Annotated in this window: 14 protein-coding genes and 2 pseudogenes; 7 read left to right on the top strand and 9 right to left on the bottom strand. The window is 69.9% G+C overall.

The window, feature by feature from the left end:
- Together CCN44_RS44640 and CCN44_RS33030 are read left to right on the top strand one after the other, a co-directional pair.
- Nucleotides 1-713, top strand: a pseudogene (locus CCN44_RS44640) (hypothetical protein); the annotation flags it as partial.
- Between the two features lie 82 nt (nt 714-795).
- Nucleotides 796-2,037: an ATP-grasp domain-containing protein gene (locus CCN44_RS33030; RefSeq protein ID WP_086701909.1), complete on the top strand. Its 1,242-nt coding sequence runs from the start codon at nt 796-798 to the stop codon at nt 2,035-2,037.
- A 583-nt stretch (nt 2,038-2,620) separates the two neighbouring features.
- On the opposite strand, the pseudogene CCN44_RS46730 reads toward CCN44_RS33030, so the two are convergent.
- The 4 genes and pseudogenes from CCN44_RS46730 to CCN44_RS33005 all read right to left on the bottom strand — a co-directional run.
- Nucleotides 2,621-3,306 (bottom strand): annotated as a pseudogene (locus CCN44_RS46730) (NF041680 family putative transposase); the annotation flags it as partial.
- A gap of 387 nt (nt 3,307-3,693) precedes the next feature.
- A complete protein-coding gene (locus tag CCN44_RS33015) occupies nt 3,694-4,263 on the bottom strand; it encodes a TetR/AcrR family transcriptional regulator (RefSeq protein WP_158103182.1) in 570 nt (189 codons plus the stop codon).
- Nucleotides 4,264-4,470: 207 nt separating this feature from the next.
- Complete coding sequence (locus tag CCN44_RS33010) at nt 4,471-5,493, bottom strand: zinc-binding dehydrogenase (protein ID WP_086701904.1); 1,023 nt, start codon at nt 5,491-5,493, stop codon at nt 4,471-4,473.
- Nucleotides 5,490-6,218 carry a hypothetical protein gene (locus tag CCN44_RS33005; protein ID WP_086701902.1) on the bottom strand — a complete coding sequence of 243 codons (729 nt, stop codon included), beginning with the start codon at nt 6,216-6,218 and terminating at the stop codon, nt 5,490-5,492. The genes CCN44_RS33010 and CCN44_RS33005 overlap by 4 nt, the downstream gene beginning before the upstream one ends.
- A 491-nt stretch (nt 6,219-6,709) precedes the next feature.
- Here CCN44_RS33005 and CCN44_RS47925 point away from each other — a divergent pair, with 491 nt between their 5' ends.
- From CCN44_RS47925 to CCN44_RS32995, 3 genes are all read left to right on the top strand, one after another.
- A complete protein-coding gene (locus CCN44_RS47925; RefSeq protein WP_414820537.1) occupies nt 6,710-6,973 on the top strand; it encodes a transposase in 264 nt (87 codons plus the stop codon).
- A complete protein-coding gene (locus CCN44_RS47530) occupies nt 6,873-7,328 on the top strand; it encodes a transposase (RefSeq protein WP_414820536.1) in 456 nt (151 codons plus the stop codon). The genes CCN44_RS47925 and CCN44_RS47530 overlap by 101 nt, the downstream gene beginning before the upstream one ends.
- Before the next feature lie 894 nt (nt 7,329-8,222).
- Nucleotides 8,223-8,669 (top strand): cupin domain-containing protein, encoded by a 447-nt coding sequence (locus tag CCN44_RS32995; RefSeq protein WP_086701896.1) that lies wholly within the window; start codon nt 8,223-8,225, stop codon nt 8,667-8,669.
- Nucleotides 8,670-9,041: 372 nt separating this feature from the next.
- On the opposite strand, the gene CCN44_RS32990 is transcribed toward CCN44_RS32995, so the two are convergent.
- Together CCN44_RS32990 and CCN44_RS32985 are read right to left on the bottom strand one after the other, a co-directional pair.
- Nucleotides 9,042-9,431 (bottom strand): peptidase inhibitor family I36 protein, encoded by a 390-nt coding sequence (locus CCN44_RS32990; RefSeq protein ID WP_086701894.1) that lies wholly within the window; start codon nt 9,429-9,431, stop codon nt 9,042-9,044.
- Between the two features lie 287 nt (nt 9,432-9,718).
- Nucleotides 9,719-10,237 (bottom strand): sigma-70 family RNA polymerase sigma factor, encoded by a 519-nt coding sequence (locus CCN44_RS32985; protein ID WP_237480866.1) that lies wholly within the window; start codon nt 10,235-10,237, stop codon nt 9,719-9,721.
- Nucleotides 10,238-10,994: 757 nt separating this feature from the next.
- Here CCN44_RS32985 and CCN44_RS32980 point away from each other — a divergent pair.
- Nucleotides 10,995-11,564, top strand: a complete 570-nt coding sequence (locus tag CCN44_RS32980) for a hypothetical protein (RefSeq protein WP_086701889.1) — start codon at nt 10,995-10,997, stop codon at nt 11,562-11,564.
- Nucleotides 11,565-12,328: 764 nt separating this feature from the next.
- Here the strand turns inward: CCN44_RS32980 and CCN44_RS32975 are convergent.
- Both CCN44_RS32975 and CCN44_RS32970 read right to left on the bottom strand, forming a co-directional pair.
- The gene (locus tag CCN44_RS32975; RefSeq protein WP_086701886.1) at nt 12,329-12,757 is read right to left on the bottom strand and encodes an Ohr family peroxiredoxin; all 429 of its coding nucleotides are present in this window, start codon (nt 12,755-12,757) and stop codon (nt 12,329-12,331) included.
- 584 nt (nt 12,758-13,341) lie between these two features.
- Nucleotides 13,342-13,812, bottom strand: a complete 471-nt coding sequence (locus CCN44_RS32970; protein ID WP_167404056.1) for an SsgA family sporulation/cell division regulator — start codon at nt 13,810-13,812, stop codon at nt 13,342-13,344.
- Between the two features lie 308 nt (nt 13,813-14,120).
- Here CCN44_RS32970 and CCN44_RS32965 point away from each other — a divergent pair, with 308 nt between their 5' ends.
- Nucleotides 14,121-14,927: an alpha/beta hydrolase gene (locus CCN44_RS32965; RefSeq protein ID WP_086701883.1), complete on the top strand. Its 807-nt coding sequence runs from the start codon at nt 14,121-14,123 to the stop codon at nt 14,925-14,927.
- 60 nt (nt 14,928-14,987) lie between these two features.
- Here CCN44_RS32965 and CCN44_RS32960 read toward each other — a convergent pair.
- Nucleotides 14,988-15,466 (bottom strand): LuxR C-terminal-related transcriptional regulator (locus CCN44_RS32960; protein ID WP_143650110.1); only part of this gene is annotated, 479 nt, incomplete at its 5' end.

The following is a 15,466-nucleotide window of genomic DNA, read 5'->3' as shown; positions in this document are numbered from 1 at the left end:
CGGAACCGGCCGCGCGCGGCGCCTTCGACCGTCTGAGCTCACTGGTGCTGGAACCGGACGCCGTGGACCCGGCCGCCGCGCTGGAGGAGGCGCTCCGTGGCCTCGACGACTTCCGGCGGTACATGGCGCAGTACGGCAGGCTGCCCAGGGAGGCGTTCCAGGCGTTCCGCCGCTATCACATGGGCCATCCGGGCGGTGCCCGCGGCGCCAGCGGCGCGTTCATGCCGAGCGTGCAGCTGCTGGAGCTGGCACTGCTGGCGCCGACCGCGTTGTACGAGCTGTACCTCGACCAGTCCTTGGCGTACTTGCCGGCGTGGTCGCGGCCCATCGTCTCCGAGTGGCGCGAGCGGTCCCGCGACGGCGACAACGTCGTACAGGCGGTACTCGACGGCCGTCTGAAGCTCGACCGCCGTGCCGCCGTCGCACTGCTCGGTGTGATCGACACGTTCGTGGACTTCCGCATGGTGCACCTGGGCGTCACCAGGAAGGCGATACCGGAGGCGTTCGCACCGTCCGCGAGGCCCACCCGGCAGAGCATCCTCGCCCAGGACGGCGAACGGGACTTCCTCGGCGGCGCCGGGCCGGGTGACGGCCGGGGCGACGAGCTGGGCACATCCGGCTTCAGCGTGCACAACGTCCTGACGAACGCCGTGCACCGGCTGCTGACGGCACGCCGCCGCGTCGCCGAGACCCTCGGCCCCGCCACGCACTGACCGCGCAGCGCGACGGACGACCCGCGCAGCACAACGCGCCGCCCCGCGCAGCGCCACGCACCGACCCGCGAAAGGAACACCTATGCCGGACTTCCAGGTGGCCGTCGTGGACGCCTTCGGCACGTCGCACCGCTATGTGGACGCCTTCGCCGCGGCCGGCGGCGCGGTGATCCATGTCCGCAGCACCCCCGACCTCCTGCCGGGAGTCGCGCCCGTGGACCCGGCGAGGTTCAGCCACACGCTTTTCGACGAGGGGCACCTCGACGACCTGACGGGGAGGCTCGCGGCGTTGCGGCCGCGTGCCGTGCTGCCCGGCCGGGAGTCCGGGGTGGAGCTGGCCGACGCCCTGTCGGAACGGCTGGGGCTGCCGTCCAACGGCACGGCGCTCAGCGCGGCCCGACGCGACAAGTACCTCCAGATCGAGTGCGTCCGGACGGAGGGCGTGCCCGCGATGCGGCAGCTGCGCACCGGCGACGAGGCGGAGCTGCGCGCCTGGCACGCGGACCTGGGCCGGACCGCCGTGGTGAAGCCGCTGCGCGGCGCCCTGGGCCATGGCGTGCGGTTCTGCGACTCGCCCGACGAGTCGGCCGCCGCGCTCGCGGACCTCCGGAACGCGACGTCCGCGCTCGGCGAGCGGATCACCGAGGTGGTCGCCCAGGAGTACCTCACCGGCGCCGAGTACATCGTCAACACCGTGAGCTGCGCGGGCGTGCACACCGTCACCGACGTCTGGAGCACGGACCGCGTCACGGCCAACGGCGTCCGGGACCTGGTCGTCGCGCAGATCCTGCTCCGCAGCGACGACCCGTCCACCGACGAACTGGTGCCCTACACCTTCCGGGTGCTGGACGCCCTCGGCATCCGCCACGGCCCCGCCCACCTGGAGATCAAGCTGACGCCGGACGGTCCCCGGCTGGTGGAGGCCGGCGCCCGGCCGTCCGGACTGCCGTACCACGTCGCGGACGCCATCGGCGAGGGCCAGCTGGAGTGGGCCGTCGACGCCTACGTCAGGCCGCTCAGATTCCTCGCACGGGCCGGCACCCCGTACCAGCGCCGGACCGCGGCCGCATGGGCGGCCCTGGTGTCGCCCGCGTCCGGCCGTCTGGTGCGCTACCGCGCCCTCGACGAGGTGCGGAAACTGGAGAGTGTGCGCGAGGTGACGCTGCTGGTCCGGCCGGGCGAGGAGATCGCCGCCACCACGTGGGACCTCACGTATCCCGTCGTCCTGAGCTTGCGGCACCCAGTGGAGGCGGTGCTGCGGCGGGACTTGAACACTGTGCGGTACCTGGACGGTGCCGCCATGTACGAGATCGACATCCCTTAGCTTGTCGTTTAACGTCCGGAGTCGAGTGAGCCTCGAACATGGTGGTGCTCGCGTGCTGCTGGGGTCACGGGGTCGGTCCAGCATTCTCTGTATGGGTTGCAATGGCTCGTGTCCGGCTGTCGAACAAGTTTCGGAGGGCTTCCTGGATGCCTTCACGATCCATCTGAGCCTCCTGAGCCAGAAGTAGACGGGCTCCCGCTTCGACCTCAGCCCATGCCAGTCGGCTGCGCCGGTTCTCGGCGCGTCTGACATCGCTGCGGAGGAAGCCCGCCCCTGCTGAGAGTCCGGCGGAGACGAGGGCCAGCACTGCCGCAGGAACACGGGCATCTGGGGAGGCAAGACCGGTAGCTCCGGAGAGGCCAGCGAGCACGGCGGCGGGAAAGCCCAGCGCAATATCGATGACGCCCCAAAAGCGCACGCGTTGGTGGGCAGCGCGTTCTCGACGCTCCGCTTCAGTAAGCAGGCGTTCGACCTCGGCCCGAACGGGAGTCACGTATCCCTGCGAGTCACCTTGCGTATCGTCTCCAGCCACGCGCCCAAGGATCCCACCGACGCATCCGCGGTCGATGACAAGCCACCACCTCTATCCGGTGCGGCGTGGTTTGGTGCCGACCTTGTGGTGGGTGGGACGGCTGAATGCCTCGCCTGCGGCTAGGACTCTGCCCACGTCGTGAACGGGTGGCTTGGCGTCGGTTCTTCGAGCCCGGCGGCCGGCCAGGCCCGGGACGCGATGGTTTCGGTGCACTGGCCGGGGAGCCGGTCTTCGCGTGCAGGTTTCTGAACCCTCTGCGGACGCGGGCGGGTGTCAGTTTGTTCGGCTCGGTCGGCTTCTCCCAGGGCCTGCGGAGGTCGATGGCCAGCGGTCGGGCAAGCCGGAGTTGGGCATAGGCGGCGATCACCAGCCAGGTCCACCGGTCGGCCGCTTCCGAGCTGGGAAGACGGGGCTTGGTCCAACCAAGGGTCTGCTTGAACAGGCGGAATGTGTGCTCGATGTCAAAGCGGCGGAGGAAGGACTGCCAGCAGCGGTCGACATCGGCCTCGGTGGCGCTGATGCGCGACCACCACAGCCAGACCGGCTTGTTGACCCCGCCGCTGGGCAGCTTCTCCACGACCGGGCGGATGACGGTGCCCTCGATGATGGGCAGCGGCCCATCGTGGTCGAGCCATGCGGCGCGGGCGCGTCAGCCGTGGGTGCAGCCGGTCCCACGCCTGTGCGCTCGCCTTCCCGTAGAGCCGGGTGTCCGTAACCGTCACGGCCTGCTCGGTGCCCCTGCCGACGATGGGGACATAGGCGCGTGCGAAGCCCTGCTCCGGATGTCGCAGATCGTTGACGAGGTTCGAGCAGCGTGCTCCGCCGTGACGTGCGTACTCCGTCAGGAGTACCAGCCACACCCACCCGCTCACCGCGAAGAGCCCGTCACTGACCACAAGCGGAGCCGATTCGACCAGCGTCGCGGACTGCTATGCGCCGCCGAGTCCGGCGGTGCCGAGGGAGACGGAGAGCAGCCCGCTACGCTCGGTTCGCCGCATCCGCGATAGGCCAGCTGCACCCGGCACGACTGCATCCGCGGATGGCGGATCAGGCGGGTAAGCGTCCACCAGCGTGGTCCCGCTCGGCGGGGATTTCATCCAGAGCACCGCCCTCTGGACAGCGCTTCAGGCGACGAAGGAGTCGAAGACGACGAAGAAGCCGTCCAGCGGGGTCCGACTCCGGGTCACCTTCGCCCGCAGCACCGCGCCTTCCCATGCGTTCACGAGGAACTGCCCCAGTTGGTCAGGAGTGAGGGAGGTCATGAGCGCGCCCGCCGCACGGGCTTCTTCCAGAACCTGAGTGACGGCGGTGGTCCACAGAGTCAGACCGGAGTCGACCTTGCCGCGCATCGCGTCGCTATGGTTCGAGAGTTCCGCCCCGAAGTTTCCGAACATGCACCCGCGCTCAAAGGAGAACTGCTTCAGATCCGAGGCGAGGTACTCGAAGTGGGCGCGGAGGCGCGGCACGGGGGCGACGGCCTTGTCGCGCAGCATCTCCAGTTTGCGGGAGACGGCGTAGCGGTCCATGACCTCCGCGGCCAGCGCTTCCTTGCTCGCGAAGTGGTTGTAGACCGAGCCTTTCGGGACGCCGGCCGTACGGGCGATGTCCTGAATCCCCGTGCCGTTGTACCCGCGCTCGTGGAAGCACTCCGCGGCGGCATCGACCAGTTGCTCTCGAACGCTGGGCCTGGGCATACGGACTCCTTCTTCCTTCTCGAACCTGAGAATATGAACGGTCGTCTTATTGGTCAAGCGCATACGTCGAGTCCGACTGCGCACACTCGGCGGCACCCAGTGAATACGTTCAGCGAGAGTGCATGGGAAGGATGTGTAGGTGTGTCGAGACCAGATTGGGGCGGGCATTTCCGCCGGGCCCCGCCGGATTCGGCACCCGCCCCAAGGTCATGGACCGACCTGAAGCACCATCCGGAAGCGCGCGTCGCCGGACATCATCCGCGCGTACGCCTCGCCGGCCTGCTCCAAGGGAACGGTTTCGACCATCGGGCGGATGCCGTGGGCCCGGGCGAAGCCGATGTTGTCCTCGTTGTCGTGAGGCGTGCCGGTCAACGAGCCGACGATCGAGCGGGCGCCGAAGATGAGGGGGATGGTGCCGACCTCGATCGGATCCTGCGCCGCACCCACGACGACCAGCTGCCCGCGGACGGCAAGCCCCCCGACCAGCGGCGACATCGAGGCGCCACTGCTGGCGGTGGCGAGAACGACCCTGGCACCACCGAGTTCCTGCAGCGCCTGCCCCGGGTCGCCCTCGCTGGAGTCGATGTAGTGGTGCGCCCCCAGCCGGAGCGCGAGCTCTTTCTTCCCCTGACCCCGTGCGACCGCCGCCACCTGGAACCCCATGGCACGCGCGTACTGGATCCCGAGGTGTCCCAGGCCGCCGATGCCCTGGACAGCGACGAGGTCGCCCGTGCGCGCGACCGAGGTCACCAGCGCGCGATGCACCGTCAGGCCCGCACACATCAACGGGGCCAGCTCGGCCGCCGGTATGCCGTCCGGCACCGCGACGAGACCCGACGTCCGGGCTGTGATGTACTCCGCGTATCCACCTTGCTGGCTGTCGCCCAGCACCGGCTGGTCGGTGCCGTACACGAAGTCCCCGCGACGGCACGTCGCGCACGTGCCGCAGTGCCCGCCCAGGTAGCCCAGACCGACCCGCTGCCCGATACGCCAGCCGGAAACGCCGTCACCGACGGCATCGATCCGGCCGATGACCTCGTGCCCGGGCACCACGGGAACGCCGGACGGCCGACTGCTGGTCACGTTCATGATCCCGGCTACGTCGCTGTGGCAGACCCCGCACGCTTCGACGGCGATCCGGACCCGTCCGGCCCTCGGCTGCTCGAACTCTCGCTCGACGACGGCGAATCCACCGTCGGCGGTCGCTTCGACGGCGCGATAGCCGCTCATGACGAGACCGTGATATCGGTGAGGTCGATGGAGACGATCACCGGTTCGGCGACCTTCTGGTTGTGCTCGTCGGTGAGGTGCACCGAGCGCCTGGTCGGGAAGACGAGTCCGCCGAACGTCCAGTGCTCCCACGTGTAGTGCGCTGAGTCGCGGTCGGCGGCACCGAACACGTCGGGGCGGTAGTCGTGGCGCCGGATGAGGCCCTCGGCGTCGACGTAATAGGTCTGCACCCGACTGTGGGTGGCGATGTGGTCGGGGAAGGTCACCTGCAGGCGTCGCCAGATCTCACCGTTCTCCTCCCAGGGTGCGATCTCCGTGGCGGTGAAGCCCGGCTCGGCGAAGACGAAGGGCTCGGTCAGATAGGTCCACATGGCATACCCGGCGAAGTACGCCGCGTGCAGACGGTCCCACGGCGTCTCGAGCGTGTGCCCGGCGAAGGACGTCCGCGGCTGGGTGCGCTGCTGCGTCACCTGGCCGTCGAGGGTCTCGATCGCGACCCGGTCGGGGGTGTACACCGCGCGCAGTTCGGGCTCCGCGAAGGGCGCAAAGGCGGCCGACTGGCGGTGCAGGTCGACGGAGATGGTGTAACGGTCGAGTACTCCGGGCTGGCCCTTGAGGCCCCACAGTGCGCCGCCGGCCTGCACCTCGGCCGTGAGCCGTGTAGCGGAGTGCCAGCGGTCGAGGCCACCGTGGGCGGCGAGGACGGTGTCGAGAAGATCGGACATGATGCGGTCCTCCTGAGTTTGTGTGGGTGAAAATGACCGGTCGTCTTAGACGTTAGTGGTGGGTGGAGTCGGATGCAAGGGTCAAGATGACCGATCGTCTTATGTGCTGGTGGTGGATCAGCTCGGTGATCGCCAGGGGTGTGACGGCTCCGGGCGGAGCATGGCGAGGTGACGGTGCTCGTGCATCGAGGTCTGGCCCTGCTTGACCACGCGAGGCTGCAGGGGGATCCGGGGCAGGGCGCCGGTGGCCGTGCGCCAGGGCAGGAATGACTGGGCGGGGAGCCGGGCGGCGCACTTGTCGGCATGCCAGGCGTCGAGCTCGGCTTGCGGGCGCCGGCCGAGGCTCCGCCCGCGGGCCGAGCCCGAGTGAGGCGCGGTCGACCTGGGGGCAGGACGTTGCTCTCCATGTGGAGATCGCGAGGTGAAGTCGTCAGGTGCGGTAGCGGCGAGCGTTGCGGTGTGGAGCCAATGACCGTTGATCAACACGACCGGTGTTCCGCACCGGGACCGCCTGGCGGGACGTGCCCGAGCGATACCGCCCGTGGGCCACACTGCACACCCGGTTCCGCCGGTGGGCCCTGGACGGCACGTTCCCGCGGATGCTCCGGGCCGCCAAGGCGAGGGCGGACGCTGCCGGGAACATCGACTGGCGTCGTGTCGGTCGACTCCACCGTCCTCCGTGCCCATCAGCATGCTGCGGGGCCCGAAAAAGGGGCTCGGTCAGCCGGGACTCGGACGCTCGCGAGGTGGCCTGACCAGCAAGATCCACCTGGCTTGATACGCCCTGGGGCGTCGCTCGCCTTCACCGTCACGGGCGGGAACACCAACGACTGCACCCGGTTCACCGCCGTGATGGGCGCGATATGGGTGCCCCGCCTCGGACCGGGACGGCCCCGTGCCCGGCCCGACCATGTCGTCGGCGACAAGGGCTACAGTTCCACAGCGATCCGGGCATGGCTCGGGCGGCGGGGCGTCGGCCATACGATCCGGAACGGTCCGGCCAGATCCGTAACCGGATCCGGCGCGGTCATCGCGGTGGGCGTCCGCCGGCCTTCGTCAAGCACCTCCATAAGCGGCGCAACGTGGTCGAACGCTGCTTCAACCGCTTGAAGCAGCGGCGAGGGATCGCCACCCGCTACGACGAAACCGCCGAGCACGGGACCGTCGATCTACCGCGTCGGCTCCCTGGTGGCTGGCCTGGCGTCGCCCCCCGCAGCGCTGATCACTGCCCGCGCTGCCCAGGGCCTGAACAGCGGTCTGCCCGTTCCCGGCCCAGCTCGCCCTTGCCGCGATGATCTCTCCGTCCCGCGGCGGAGGCCACCGTGGCTGGCCCAGGCGGCGCACGCGGTGCAGGCGGTGCAGGTGGCATAGGACGCCGAGGCCCACGGGGACGCCCGTACTCGGGCAGGCCGTCGGCTCGGACGCGCAGCGCTCCGCGTCGGGCGGCATACCGGTTCGCGGCCGGGTCCGCGTCGAGGGCAGGGCGCCTGTCCCACCGGCCGTCGTCACGTTGTCCTCCCTGGAGGACGGCCGGCGGACAGGTCGCTGGTCAGGGCCGACGGCCCGTACACGCTCGACACCCGAAGCGACACGACGCAACCTTGACGGCGCCGTGCCGTCCGAGCCGGAGGTGCCGGGTTGGGACGCGGGCCCGGACGGGCGTCGCCGCTGTTCACCACCCAGCACGGCGCGGGTGCTTGCGGATGCCCTCAGGGGCGGGTGTCCCGAGCGGGGTGACGCACAGGTGCCGGTCGGCCCTGCCGTTGGGCTGGGGGCTCCAGGAAACTCTGGTCAGGGTCCATGCCCAGTCCTCGCCCATGTGAGTGCGACGTCCCGTTCTCCCGCGGGCCGGGGCGGTCACATACCTTTCTCCACCGGCGAAGTGGACACACGTATCTTGTGGCCGGGTTTCACCTTGTGTGTGTGCCGGGCCCGTGATTGCGTGACGGAATCAACGATCGTTCTGTCTCTTTCATGCCCGCACCACACTCGTGAGGACACACCATGTTCGACCGACGCCATCTGCTCCGTGCGAGCGGCGCCGCTGCGGCCGGAGCCCTCGGCGCCGCGGCCCTGCCGTCCCCCGCCGACGCGGCCGGGCTTGCCCGCCCCCCGGCGGACCCCGATCCGACCGCAGGTGTCACCCGCACCCTGCTCCAGGAGCACCCTTCGCCCGCCGAAGGCTGGGAAGCCGTGCAGACGATCGTGCAGATCCCCCGGCACAAGGAGTCGGGCCGGCACAGCCACCCGGGCATCGAGGTGGGCTACATCGTCCGGGGCGACGTCCTGATGGAGTTCGACGACCGGCCGCCCCTCCGGCTGCGCACGGGCGACCCGTTCTTCATCCCCGACGGCGTCATCCACAACGCCCGCAACGTCGGCACGGTCACGACGATGATGCTTTCCACGTACGTCGTCGACGCGACCAAACCCCTTGTGACCACCTACTAGAGCGGCCCGGAAGGACCCCGCCGAGGCGAAAGGTGCCCCTACGGCACTCACGTCCGCGTCGAGCCGCAGCCGGCGCGGACGAGGCGCTGCCCCCCCATGGCCCGGCCGCCCGGCCGTTGGGCACGCTGGGAGCACATGTATACACATTGGTGCCGGAGGAGCACCAAGGGCACGGGGACGCTGAACCGCAATGCCCATGCAGCCTTCTCCTGAGCGGGCGGTGACCAGCGCCGTGCGACGGCCTCGCCCGGAGGACAGCGACCGCACCTCCGCGGTGTCCAGATACAGGGTGCCGCGGAGGTGTCGGTCCCCTCTGCCGCCTGCGGTCCGCCGAGCCGCCGGATTACAGTCACGGTCACTCGGCAGAAGCCGTCAGCAGGCGCCAGGCCGCACTGAACTGATCTTGTCGTTCCAGTAGGGGTTCGGGACCCTCATGTCGACGATCGACGTGTGCGCGTAGACCGTGAACCTGTCGCCCGCGTAGTTGTTATCGACGTACAGGCAGAAGGCCGAGTCGGTGAAGTTCTGCACCGACGAGGTCTTGTCCTGCATGCTCCCGCTGGGCAGCGCCGAGACCTTGCCGAGGTCGCTCTCCGACTCCCAGGAACCGAAGCAGATGTGGGTGCCGTTGTAGTTGACGTTGTCCCAGAGCACGAGGGCGCCGTCGCAGCTCGCGGTCGGCGCCGCCGAGGCGGGGGAGACACCGAGGGCCAAGGTGGCGACAGCGCCGCAGGCAAGAGCCGTAAGGGAACGAACGAGCATGGCAGTCCTTCCGGTCAGAGGTGTGACACGACGGTCCGTCGGAACGAGGAGGCCTTCCGTGTCACTGGGCCAGTCAGTACACGGCTGTGGCGGGGCCCCGGGTTCACGCGAATACGTCACGCGGTGCCGATCCGTCAGACGCCGCGCGAGGCGGCGCGGTGGACGGCCTGTCCGCAGCGGCGTACGACGCTGGATGCCGACCGGTCGACTGTCCGGTCCTGCGCAGCACCGGGGCGGTCACGGCGCTGTTCGCACCGCGCCACAGCACGCGGCCATGGCCCGGACGGTCAGGCCGCCTCGGGCCGCACGGCGGCACGCAGCTTGCGCAGGGCGTTGTGCTGACGGCTCTTGACGGTGCCTACCGGGACTCCGAGGATGCCGGCGGTCTCCTGGATGGTGCGGTCGCACAGGTAGATGTGCACCAGCACGGCGCGGTGTTCGGCGGACAACTTGCGCAGGAGCGGTCGGACCACGAGGCGGTTGTGCACCGCCTCGGTCCCGTCGGTACCCGACACCGGGTCGTTGTAGGCGTCTCCGGCGATCTCCCTCCGGGCGTGGGGCTTGCGCACCCCGTCGATGACCAGGTGCCGGGTCACGGTGAAGAGCCAGCCTCGCACGGACCCCTCCATTCCGAGCAGACGGTCGATGTTCCGCCAGGCGCGGATGATGGCCTCCTGCGCGATGTCCTCGGCGAGCCCACGGTCACCCAGCATCTTCTCGGCGTACGAGACGAGACCGTCGCGGTGTTCCCTCATGATGACGCCGAGCAGGTCGGATCCGGGTACAGCGGTGAGGGGGGTAGCCATAGCGTTCTGAACCATCCTGGTCCTGTGTCATGCGGCGAGCCGGAGACCGGATGCAGCTCCGCAACTGCACTGTAGGCAGGGGTGAGCGCCACAGTACTGCTGCATTTGTGTCGCTGCTGTGATTGCCGCGCCATTGAGAGAAACATGTGTGTGGATGATCTGCGTATCCCAGGGTCAACGTGCCTTCTAGCAGGCATGCCCCGATCCCCGCAGCTGCTTGACTCGCGTGGCGGACCGCTCGGAGCGAACACACGTGTCTCCTGCGAGGTGATCGTTCGGAGGCTGCCCTCCTTTCGGCCATCCCTCCCCAGGCAATCAGTGCAGAGAGTCCGTGGAGAGGGGCCGTGCAGAGGCGGCTGTCCCTTGGCGGTCGATGAGGTGACGACCGTGTGCTGGCATCGCCTCATCCGGGAGACCAAGACACTGGCTGCCGGGCCCGGCCCGCTGCCCAAGGCACCGGACTTGCCCGGTGCCCCAGCTCCAGTGCACACCCCAGGACATCTCCAGGAGGTACAACGAGCCACACGGCGAGCCGGCAGGCGCACAAGTGTTCCCGACGTACCCCGGCAGACTCGCCGCTCTCCTGTTGCGGGTGTGGTTCGACCACACACTCACCGGGCACCTTGTTCACAGCGGGCGCCGGCGGCCGGGTCGGAAATCCTGTCCGACAACCGCCTGGTATCGACACTTATCTGCAGCGGGACCCTGGGCGTGGGTACCATGCGCAACGTCATCCATATCGAGGGAGTGAACGGTTGTGACCAGCCAGTCAGCCGCCACGCTCCGGTCGCGGTACGCGGTACAGGCCGCATCGGACCTGGAGGAGAACCGCCGTCTGCAGAAGGAGCTGGCAGAGCGGATCAAGGTGTTGCAACAACAGGAGGCCCTCCTGGAGGACATCCTGAGCCTCGCCGAGCGGTACGAAGGGTTTGCGGACCCGTCCCGTCTGCCCGAGCAGATGCAGGACGAGCCCGTCGTCGCGAAGTCGAAGCCCGCCTCCCGGGCATCCTCACGGCGCTCGTCACCGGCGAAGACCGCTCCGGCGGGCAGGGGGGCGAAGGCCGGCGCGAAGGGGAAGTCGCGTCAGCCTCTGCTCGGTGACCTGCTCGCCGAGCTGCTCGGCCAGTACAAGGAGCCGCGCCTGGCGAAGGAACTGCGGGACGAGCTCCTGGAGAAGTACCCCGACCGCAACCCGACGCCTCAGGTCGTGCGGAACACCCTTGAGGCCCTTGTCGCCAAGGGCCGCATCCGGCGGCACAAGCAGCAGCGTTCCGTCATGTACACCCTGGTGCAGCCGGGCGAGGCCGCGACGGGCGCTGCCGGCTGATACTCATCCGCTCGTCCCGCCGGCGGGCCGCGCCACCGTGCAGACACGTGCCGACAGAGACATGTGCCGACGGCGGTGGTTCGCCACGCGGGACGGGTGAGGTCCGCGCCGGTGGGAGCCGACCAGGTAGGGCCGACGCTCATGGGCCGCTGCCGGGGCGCCCGCCGTTCCCGTGGCATCCATCGGGGCGGGGTGGTCGCCGGACGCCCGGCGTCCCTCGGCTCGGGTTGGCTCCGGTGAGTGCGCGAGACGACCCGATCGGCCCACAGGCGGAGGCCGTGGCGCCGCGGTGGGCTGGTCAGCGCCTCCTGGGCGCGATGATGTCGCGGCGGCGGCGCTCCCCGGGCCCGGCATCACACGAAGTCCGAGGCTGTCGGGCCGTATCCTGACAGCGCCGCGCTCGCCGACAAGCTCCACACCTGCATGGCGTCCGGCCACGCAGGTGCCTGCGACGCTTCCGCGCTCCAGGCTCGCCGCTCGCCGGAGCGGGTAGCGGCCTGGTCTTGGGCGCCAGCGGCCCTGTCACGGACAGCAGTCGTCCGGTCAGGCGCACCCGGTGCCCGATCGACGCTCTCAGTCACCCCTTCAGGAGGTGATGTCGATCGTGCGGGGGCGGAACGGCGGTGTCCGGTCTTCCGGGCACATGGGTGCGTCATGGAGACCATGTCCTGCCCTTGCTCTTCGATGGGCGGTGCCGGTGTGGCGGGAGGAGAAGAAGCGGGTCCCGTGCCGGGGGAAGTCGCACGGGACCCGCCGTCAGGGAGTCACGCGGCAGCCGTGGCCTTGAGGACGACCGGGATGTTGTCGCGCGTGGCCTTGGAGTAGGGGCAGATCCGGTGGGCGGTCTGCGCCAGTTCCTCGGCCGTGGCCTGGTCGACGCCGCCGAGGACCGGGCTGAGGACCGCGGAGAGCGAGAACTCACCGTCGTCGCCGTGGGTGAGGGTGATCTCGGCGGTGATGCTGGTACTGGCCAGCCGTACCTTGCGAGTCGTGGCGGCCCGGCGCAGGGCGCCGAGGAAGCAGGCGGCCCAGCCGGCGGCCAGGAGCTGCTCGGGGTTGGTCGCGGTGCCGGCGCCACCCAGTTCCTTGGGGAGTGCGAGGCCCGTCTCCAGAAGACCGTCGGAGGAGCGAACGTGACCGCCGTTGCGGCCCTCTCCGTCGACGTCGACGACGGCGGTGTAGCTGACTGCCATGACTGGGCTCCCCATCTGGTTCCGACAAGTCTTCGACCACCTCCCTTGCAGGACACTTCATGTGTCACCTGTTGAGGCGGTGACGCAATCGTGGCAGCCCTTTCCGTCACCCGTCAAGTAGGTGATGAATGTCCGTGCGCTCAGCCGCGCGTCCGCGGCGACGGCCTGTGCGTCGGCCTGCCGTGCCAGGGACTCCGAGCGGTGCTGCCCGAGGCGACGCCCACGACGCATCCGGCAGTGGTGAGGCGTATCGCTCTGGCTCGTCGGCCCGTGAGAGCGGCGGACGTCGATTCGTCCGCAGCCGTCAGGACCGCCGAGGGCTGTGGAAGCGGGCCGTGCGGCCGGACGAGAGGATCACGTCAGACCGCTGACCTGTGCCCGCGCTGTCCACTGTCGCCGCCGTGGGGGCCGGCCGATGAACATGCCGACCGCACGGCCTGCTCCGGACCAACGGGGCGGAAGCCCGCGCAGGTTCGCCGGCCGGGCGACCAAGTCGGCGGAGGACACGGCACGGTGAGCTGCGTGGACGGCAGCTCCGGGGAGGACAGTGACGCGTCGAGCAGGTCGCGGATCTCCGTCCGTGCTCATTCCGAGGGTTCCACCGGGCCGTGCAGCAGGTCCGCCGTGGTGACGTCCCAGTCGACTCCGGCGAGCTCCTGGCCAGCGGGCACGAGCGAGTAGGTGTGCTCCAGCCACGCCGCCAGCGGTGGAATGGGCAGTTCGAACAGTGCAGCCATGTCCCTGGAGGCCAGCTGGAGCCGTGCCGTGGCCCCTTCCCCCAGGTTCGACGGCCACATCTGGACGTCGCCGAGGCCGCTCATCGCGTACAGCCCCTGCTGCAGAAGGTCCCGGCCGATCCGCCACAGGACCCGCGGGCCGCCCTCGCTGAGGAACTCCACGGAGACGGTCAGGGGCAGCGCCGGGTCGTACCGGAACTCCGCCCTGATCGCCTGCCGGGCCGAGAGGCCCAGCACACGCTCGATGTCCAAGGTCAGCCGCTGACGACCGTGCGGTGCTGTCCGGCGGTCCTGTACGCCTGGCTGGTCGCCGCTCATGACGGTGGGATCCTTCCCTGCTGCGGACGTTGGCCCGACCTACTCTCGCCCGCGCGGGATCGCCGTACATAAGTAACTTGACCGTCGAACACGAGCTGCCGTGTCGGTTCTCGCCCCGACCGGCGTCTGCCGGCAGACCGCTGTCCGCCTCGGCGCGGCTTCCTGGGGGGAGCGCCACGGCCTGCGCGCGCCGACGGCCGCCGACGTTAAGTCATTCGACTGTCGCCCCTGGCCCCTGCCTGAACGATGCTGAGACAGCCGCCGGTGCACCCCGGTGCCCATGGTCGTCGTGCTCGGAGGAGCCATCCGTGAAACGCACTCCCGTCGTCTTCATCCATGGCGCGTGGCTGCACGCGCTCTCCTGGGAGTCGTGGGCCGAGCGCTTCGCCGGCAGGGGATTCCTCGCCCTCGCGCCCGGCTGGCCGGGTGAGGCCGAGGCCGTGCCGGACGTGCGCAGGTTACCGGAGCCGCTCGGTCGTGTCGGTCTGGAGGCGCTGACCGACCACTACGCCGGAATCGTACGGTCATTCGAAGTCGCGCCGGTGATCGTCGGACACGCGGTCGGCGGGCTCATCGCACAGCACCTCATCGCCGCTGATGTCGGCCGTGCCGCCGTCGCCATCGCCCCCGCCCCGATCAACGGCATCCCGCTGCCCGCGTCCCCCGGCCGACTGCTGCCGCCCGGCCGGTGCGACCCCGCCGACGAGCTGGTGACCCTGTCGTCGGAACAGTTCCACCACGTCTTCGCCAACACGCTCGAAGCGGAGGAGTCCGACAGGCTCTACGACCGCTACGTCGTCCCGGCACCGCGCCGCCTGCTCGCCGACCTCGGGTGCGCAAGCGCGTCCCGCAGCCCGCGCGCCGTGGCGGACGTCGGGAACGCGGCGCGCGGTCCGCTCCTGCTGATCTCCGGGCAGGAGGACAGACTCGTACCGGACGAGGCCACCCGCGCGGTGTACAAGCAGTACGGCGACACGACGGCCGTCACCGACCTGAAGCAGTTCGCGGACCGGGCCCACTCCCTGGTCATCGACAGCGGATGGCGCTTTGTCGCCGACTATGTGCTCGGCTGGCTGGACGAGCACGGCATCCGGGCCCACCCCCCGCAGCCGTGACGCGCCGCGCCGGAGGGGGGAACCCGGGGTGCCGCGGGGGTCCGCCGTCACCTGCCGCCGTCAGGCGTCCTGGCTGTCGGCCATCTTGCCCAATGCGTCGCGCAGTGCGGCGCGGGAGGTGATGCCCAGCTTGGGGAACACCCGGTAGAGGTGTGAGCTGACCGTGCGCGGCGACAGGTGCATACGCGCACCGATCTCCTTGTTGGTCAGACCGCTGGCGGCGAGGTCCGCTATCCGGCGTTCCTGCCAGGTCAGGGTCGCCAGGTGAGCCGAGGCGGTGAGCGGGGACGCTCCGGCGGCCCGCAGCTCGGCTCGGCTGCGTTCGGCCCAGGTGGGGGCGCCGAGGCGTTCGAAGGTTTCGGTGGCGAGGGTGAGGGTGAGGCGGGCGGCTTTGCGGCCTTGGGTTTGGCGTAGGCGGATGCCGTGGGCGAGGCGGATCCGGGCGAGCTCGTAGGGGAAGGAGGCTGCGGCGGGGTGGGTTTCGGCTTGGCGGAAGTGGTGGTCGCCTTCGGTGGGGTCGGTGGCGGTCATGGCGAGGG

Source organism: Streptomyces tricolor, from assembly GCF_002155905.1.
GTDB classification, from domain to species: Bacteria; Actinomycetota; Actinomycetes; order Streptomycetales; family Streptomycetaceae; genus Streptomyces; species Streptomyces tricolor.
Note: the sequence above shows the minus strand (reverse complement) of the source record. Positions and strands in the feature narration are given on the sequence as shown.

Bases quoted from the DNA above. Each gene is read 5' to 3' on its own strand.
- CCN44_RS33030 (WP_086701909.1), top strand. From the start codon at position 796: ATGCCGGACTTCCAGGTGGCCGTCGTGGACGCCTTCGGCACGTCGCAC.
- CCN44_RS33015 (WP_158103182.1), bottom strand. From the start codon at position 4,263: ATGCCCAGGCCCAGCGTTCGAGAGCAACTGGTCGATGCCGCCGCGGAG.
- CCN44_RS33010 (WP_086701904.1), bottom strand. From the start codon at position 5,493: ATGAGCGGCTATCGCGCCGTCGAAGCGACCGCCGACGGTGGATTCGCC.
- CCN44_RS33005 (WP_086701902.1), bottom strand. From the start codon at position 6,218: ATGTCCGATCTTCTCGACACCGTCCTCGCCGCCCACGGTGGCCTCGAC.
- CCN44_RS32995 (WP_086701896.1), top strand. From the start codon at position 8,223: ATGTTCGACCGACGCCATCTGCTCCGTGCGAGCGGCGCCGCTGCGGCC.
- CCN44_RS32990 (WP_086701894.1), bottom strand. From the start codon at position 9,431: ATGCTCGTTCGTTCCCTTACGGCTCTTGCCTGCGGCGCTGTCGCCACC.
- CCN44_RS32985 (WP_237480866.1), bottom strand. From the start codon at position 10,237: ATGGCTACCCCCCTCACCGCTGTACCCGGATCCGACCTGCTCGGCGTC.
- CCN44_RS32975 (WP_086701886.1), bottom strand. From the start codon at position 12,757: ATGGCAGTCAGCTACACCGCCGTCGTCGACGTCGACGGAGAGGGCCGC.
- CCN44_RS32970 (WP_167404056.1), bottom strand. From the start codon at position 13,812: ATGAGCGGCGACCAGCCAGGCGTACAGGACCGCCGGACAGCACCGCAC.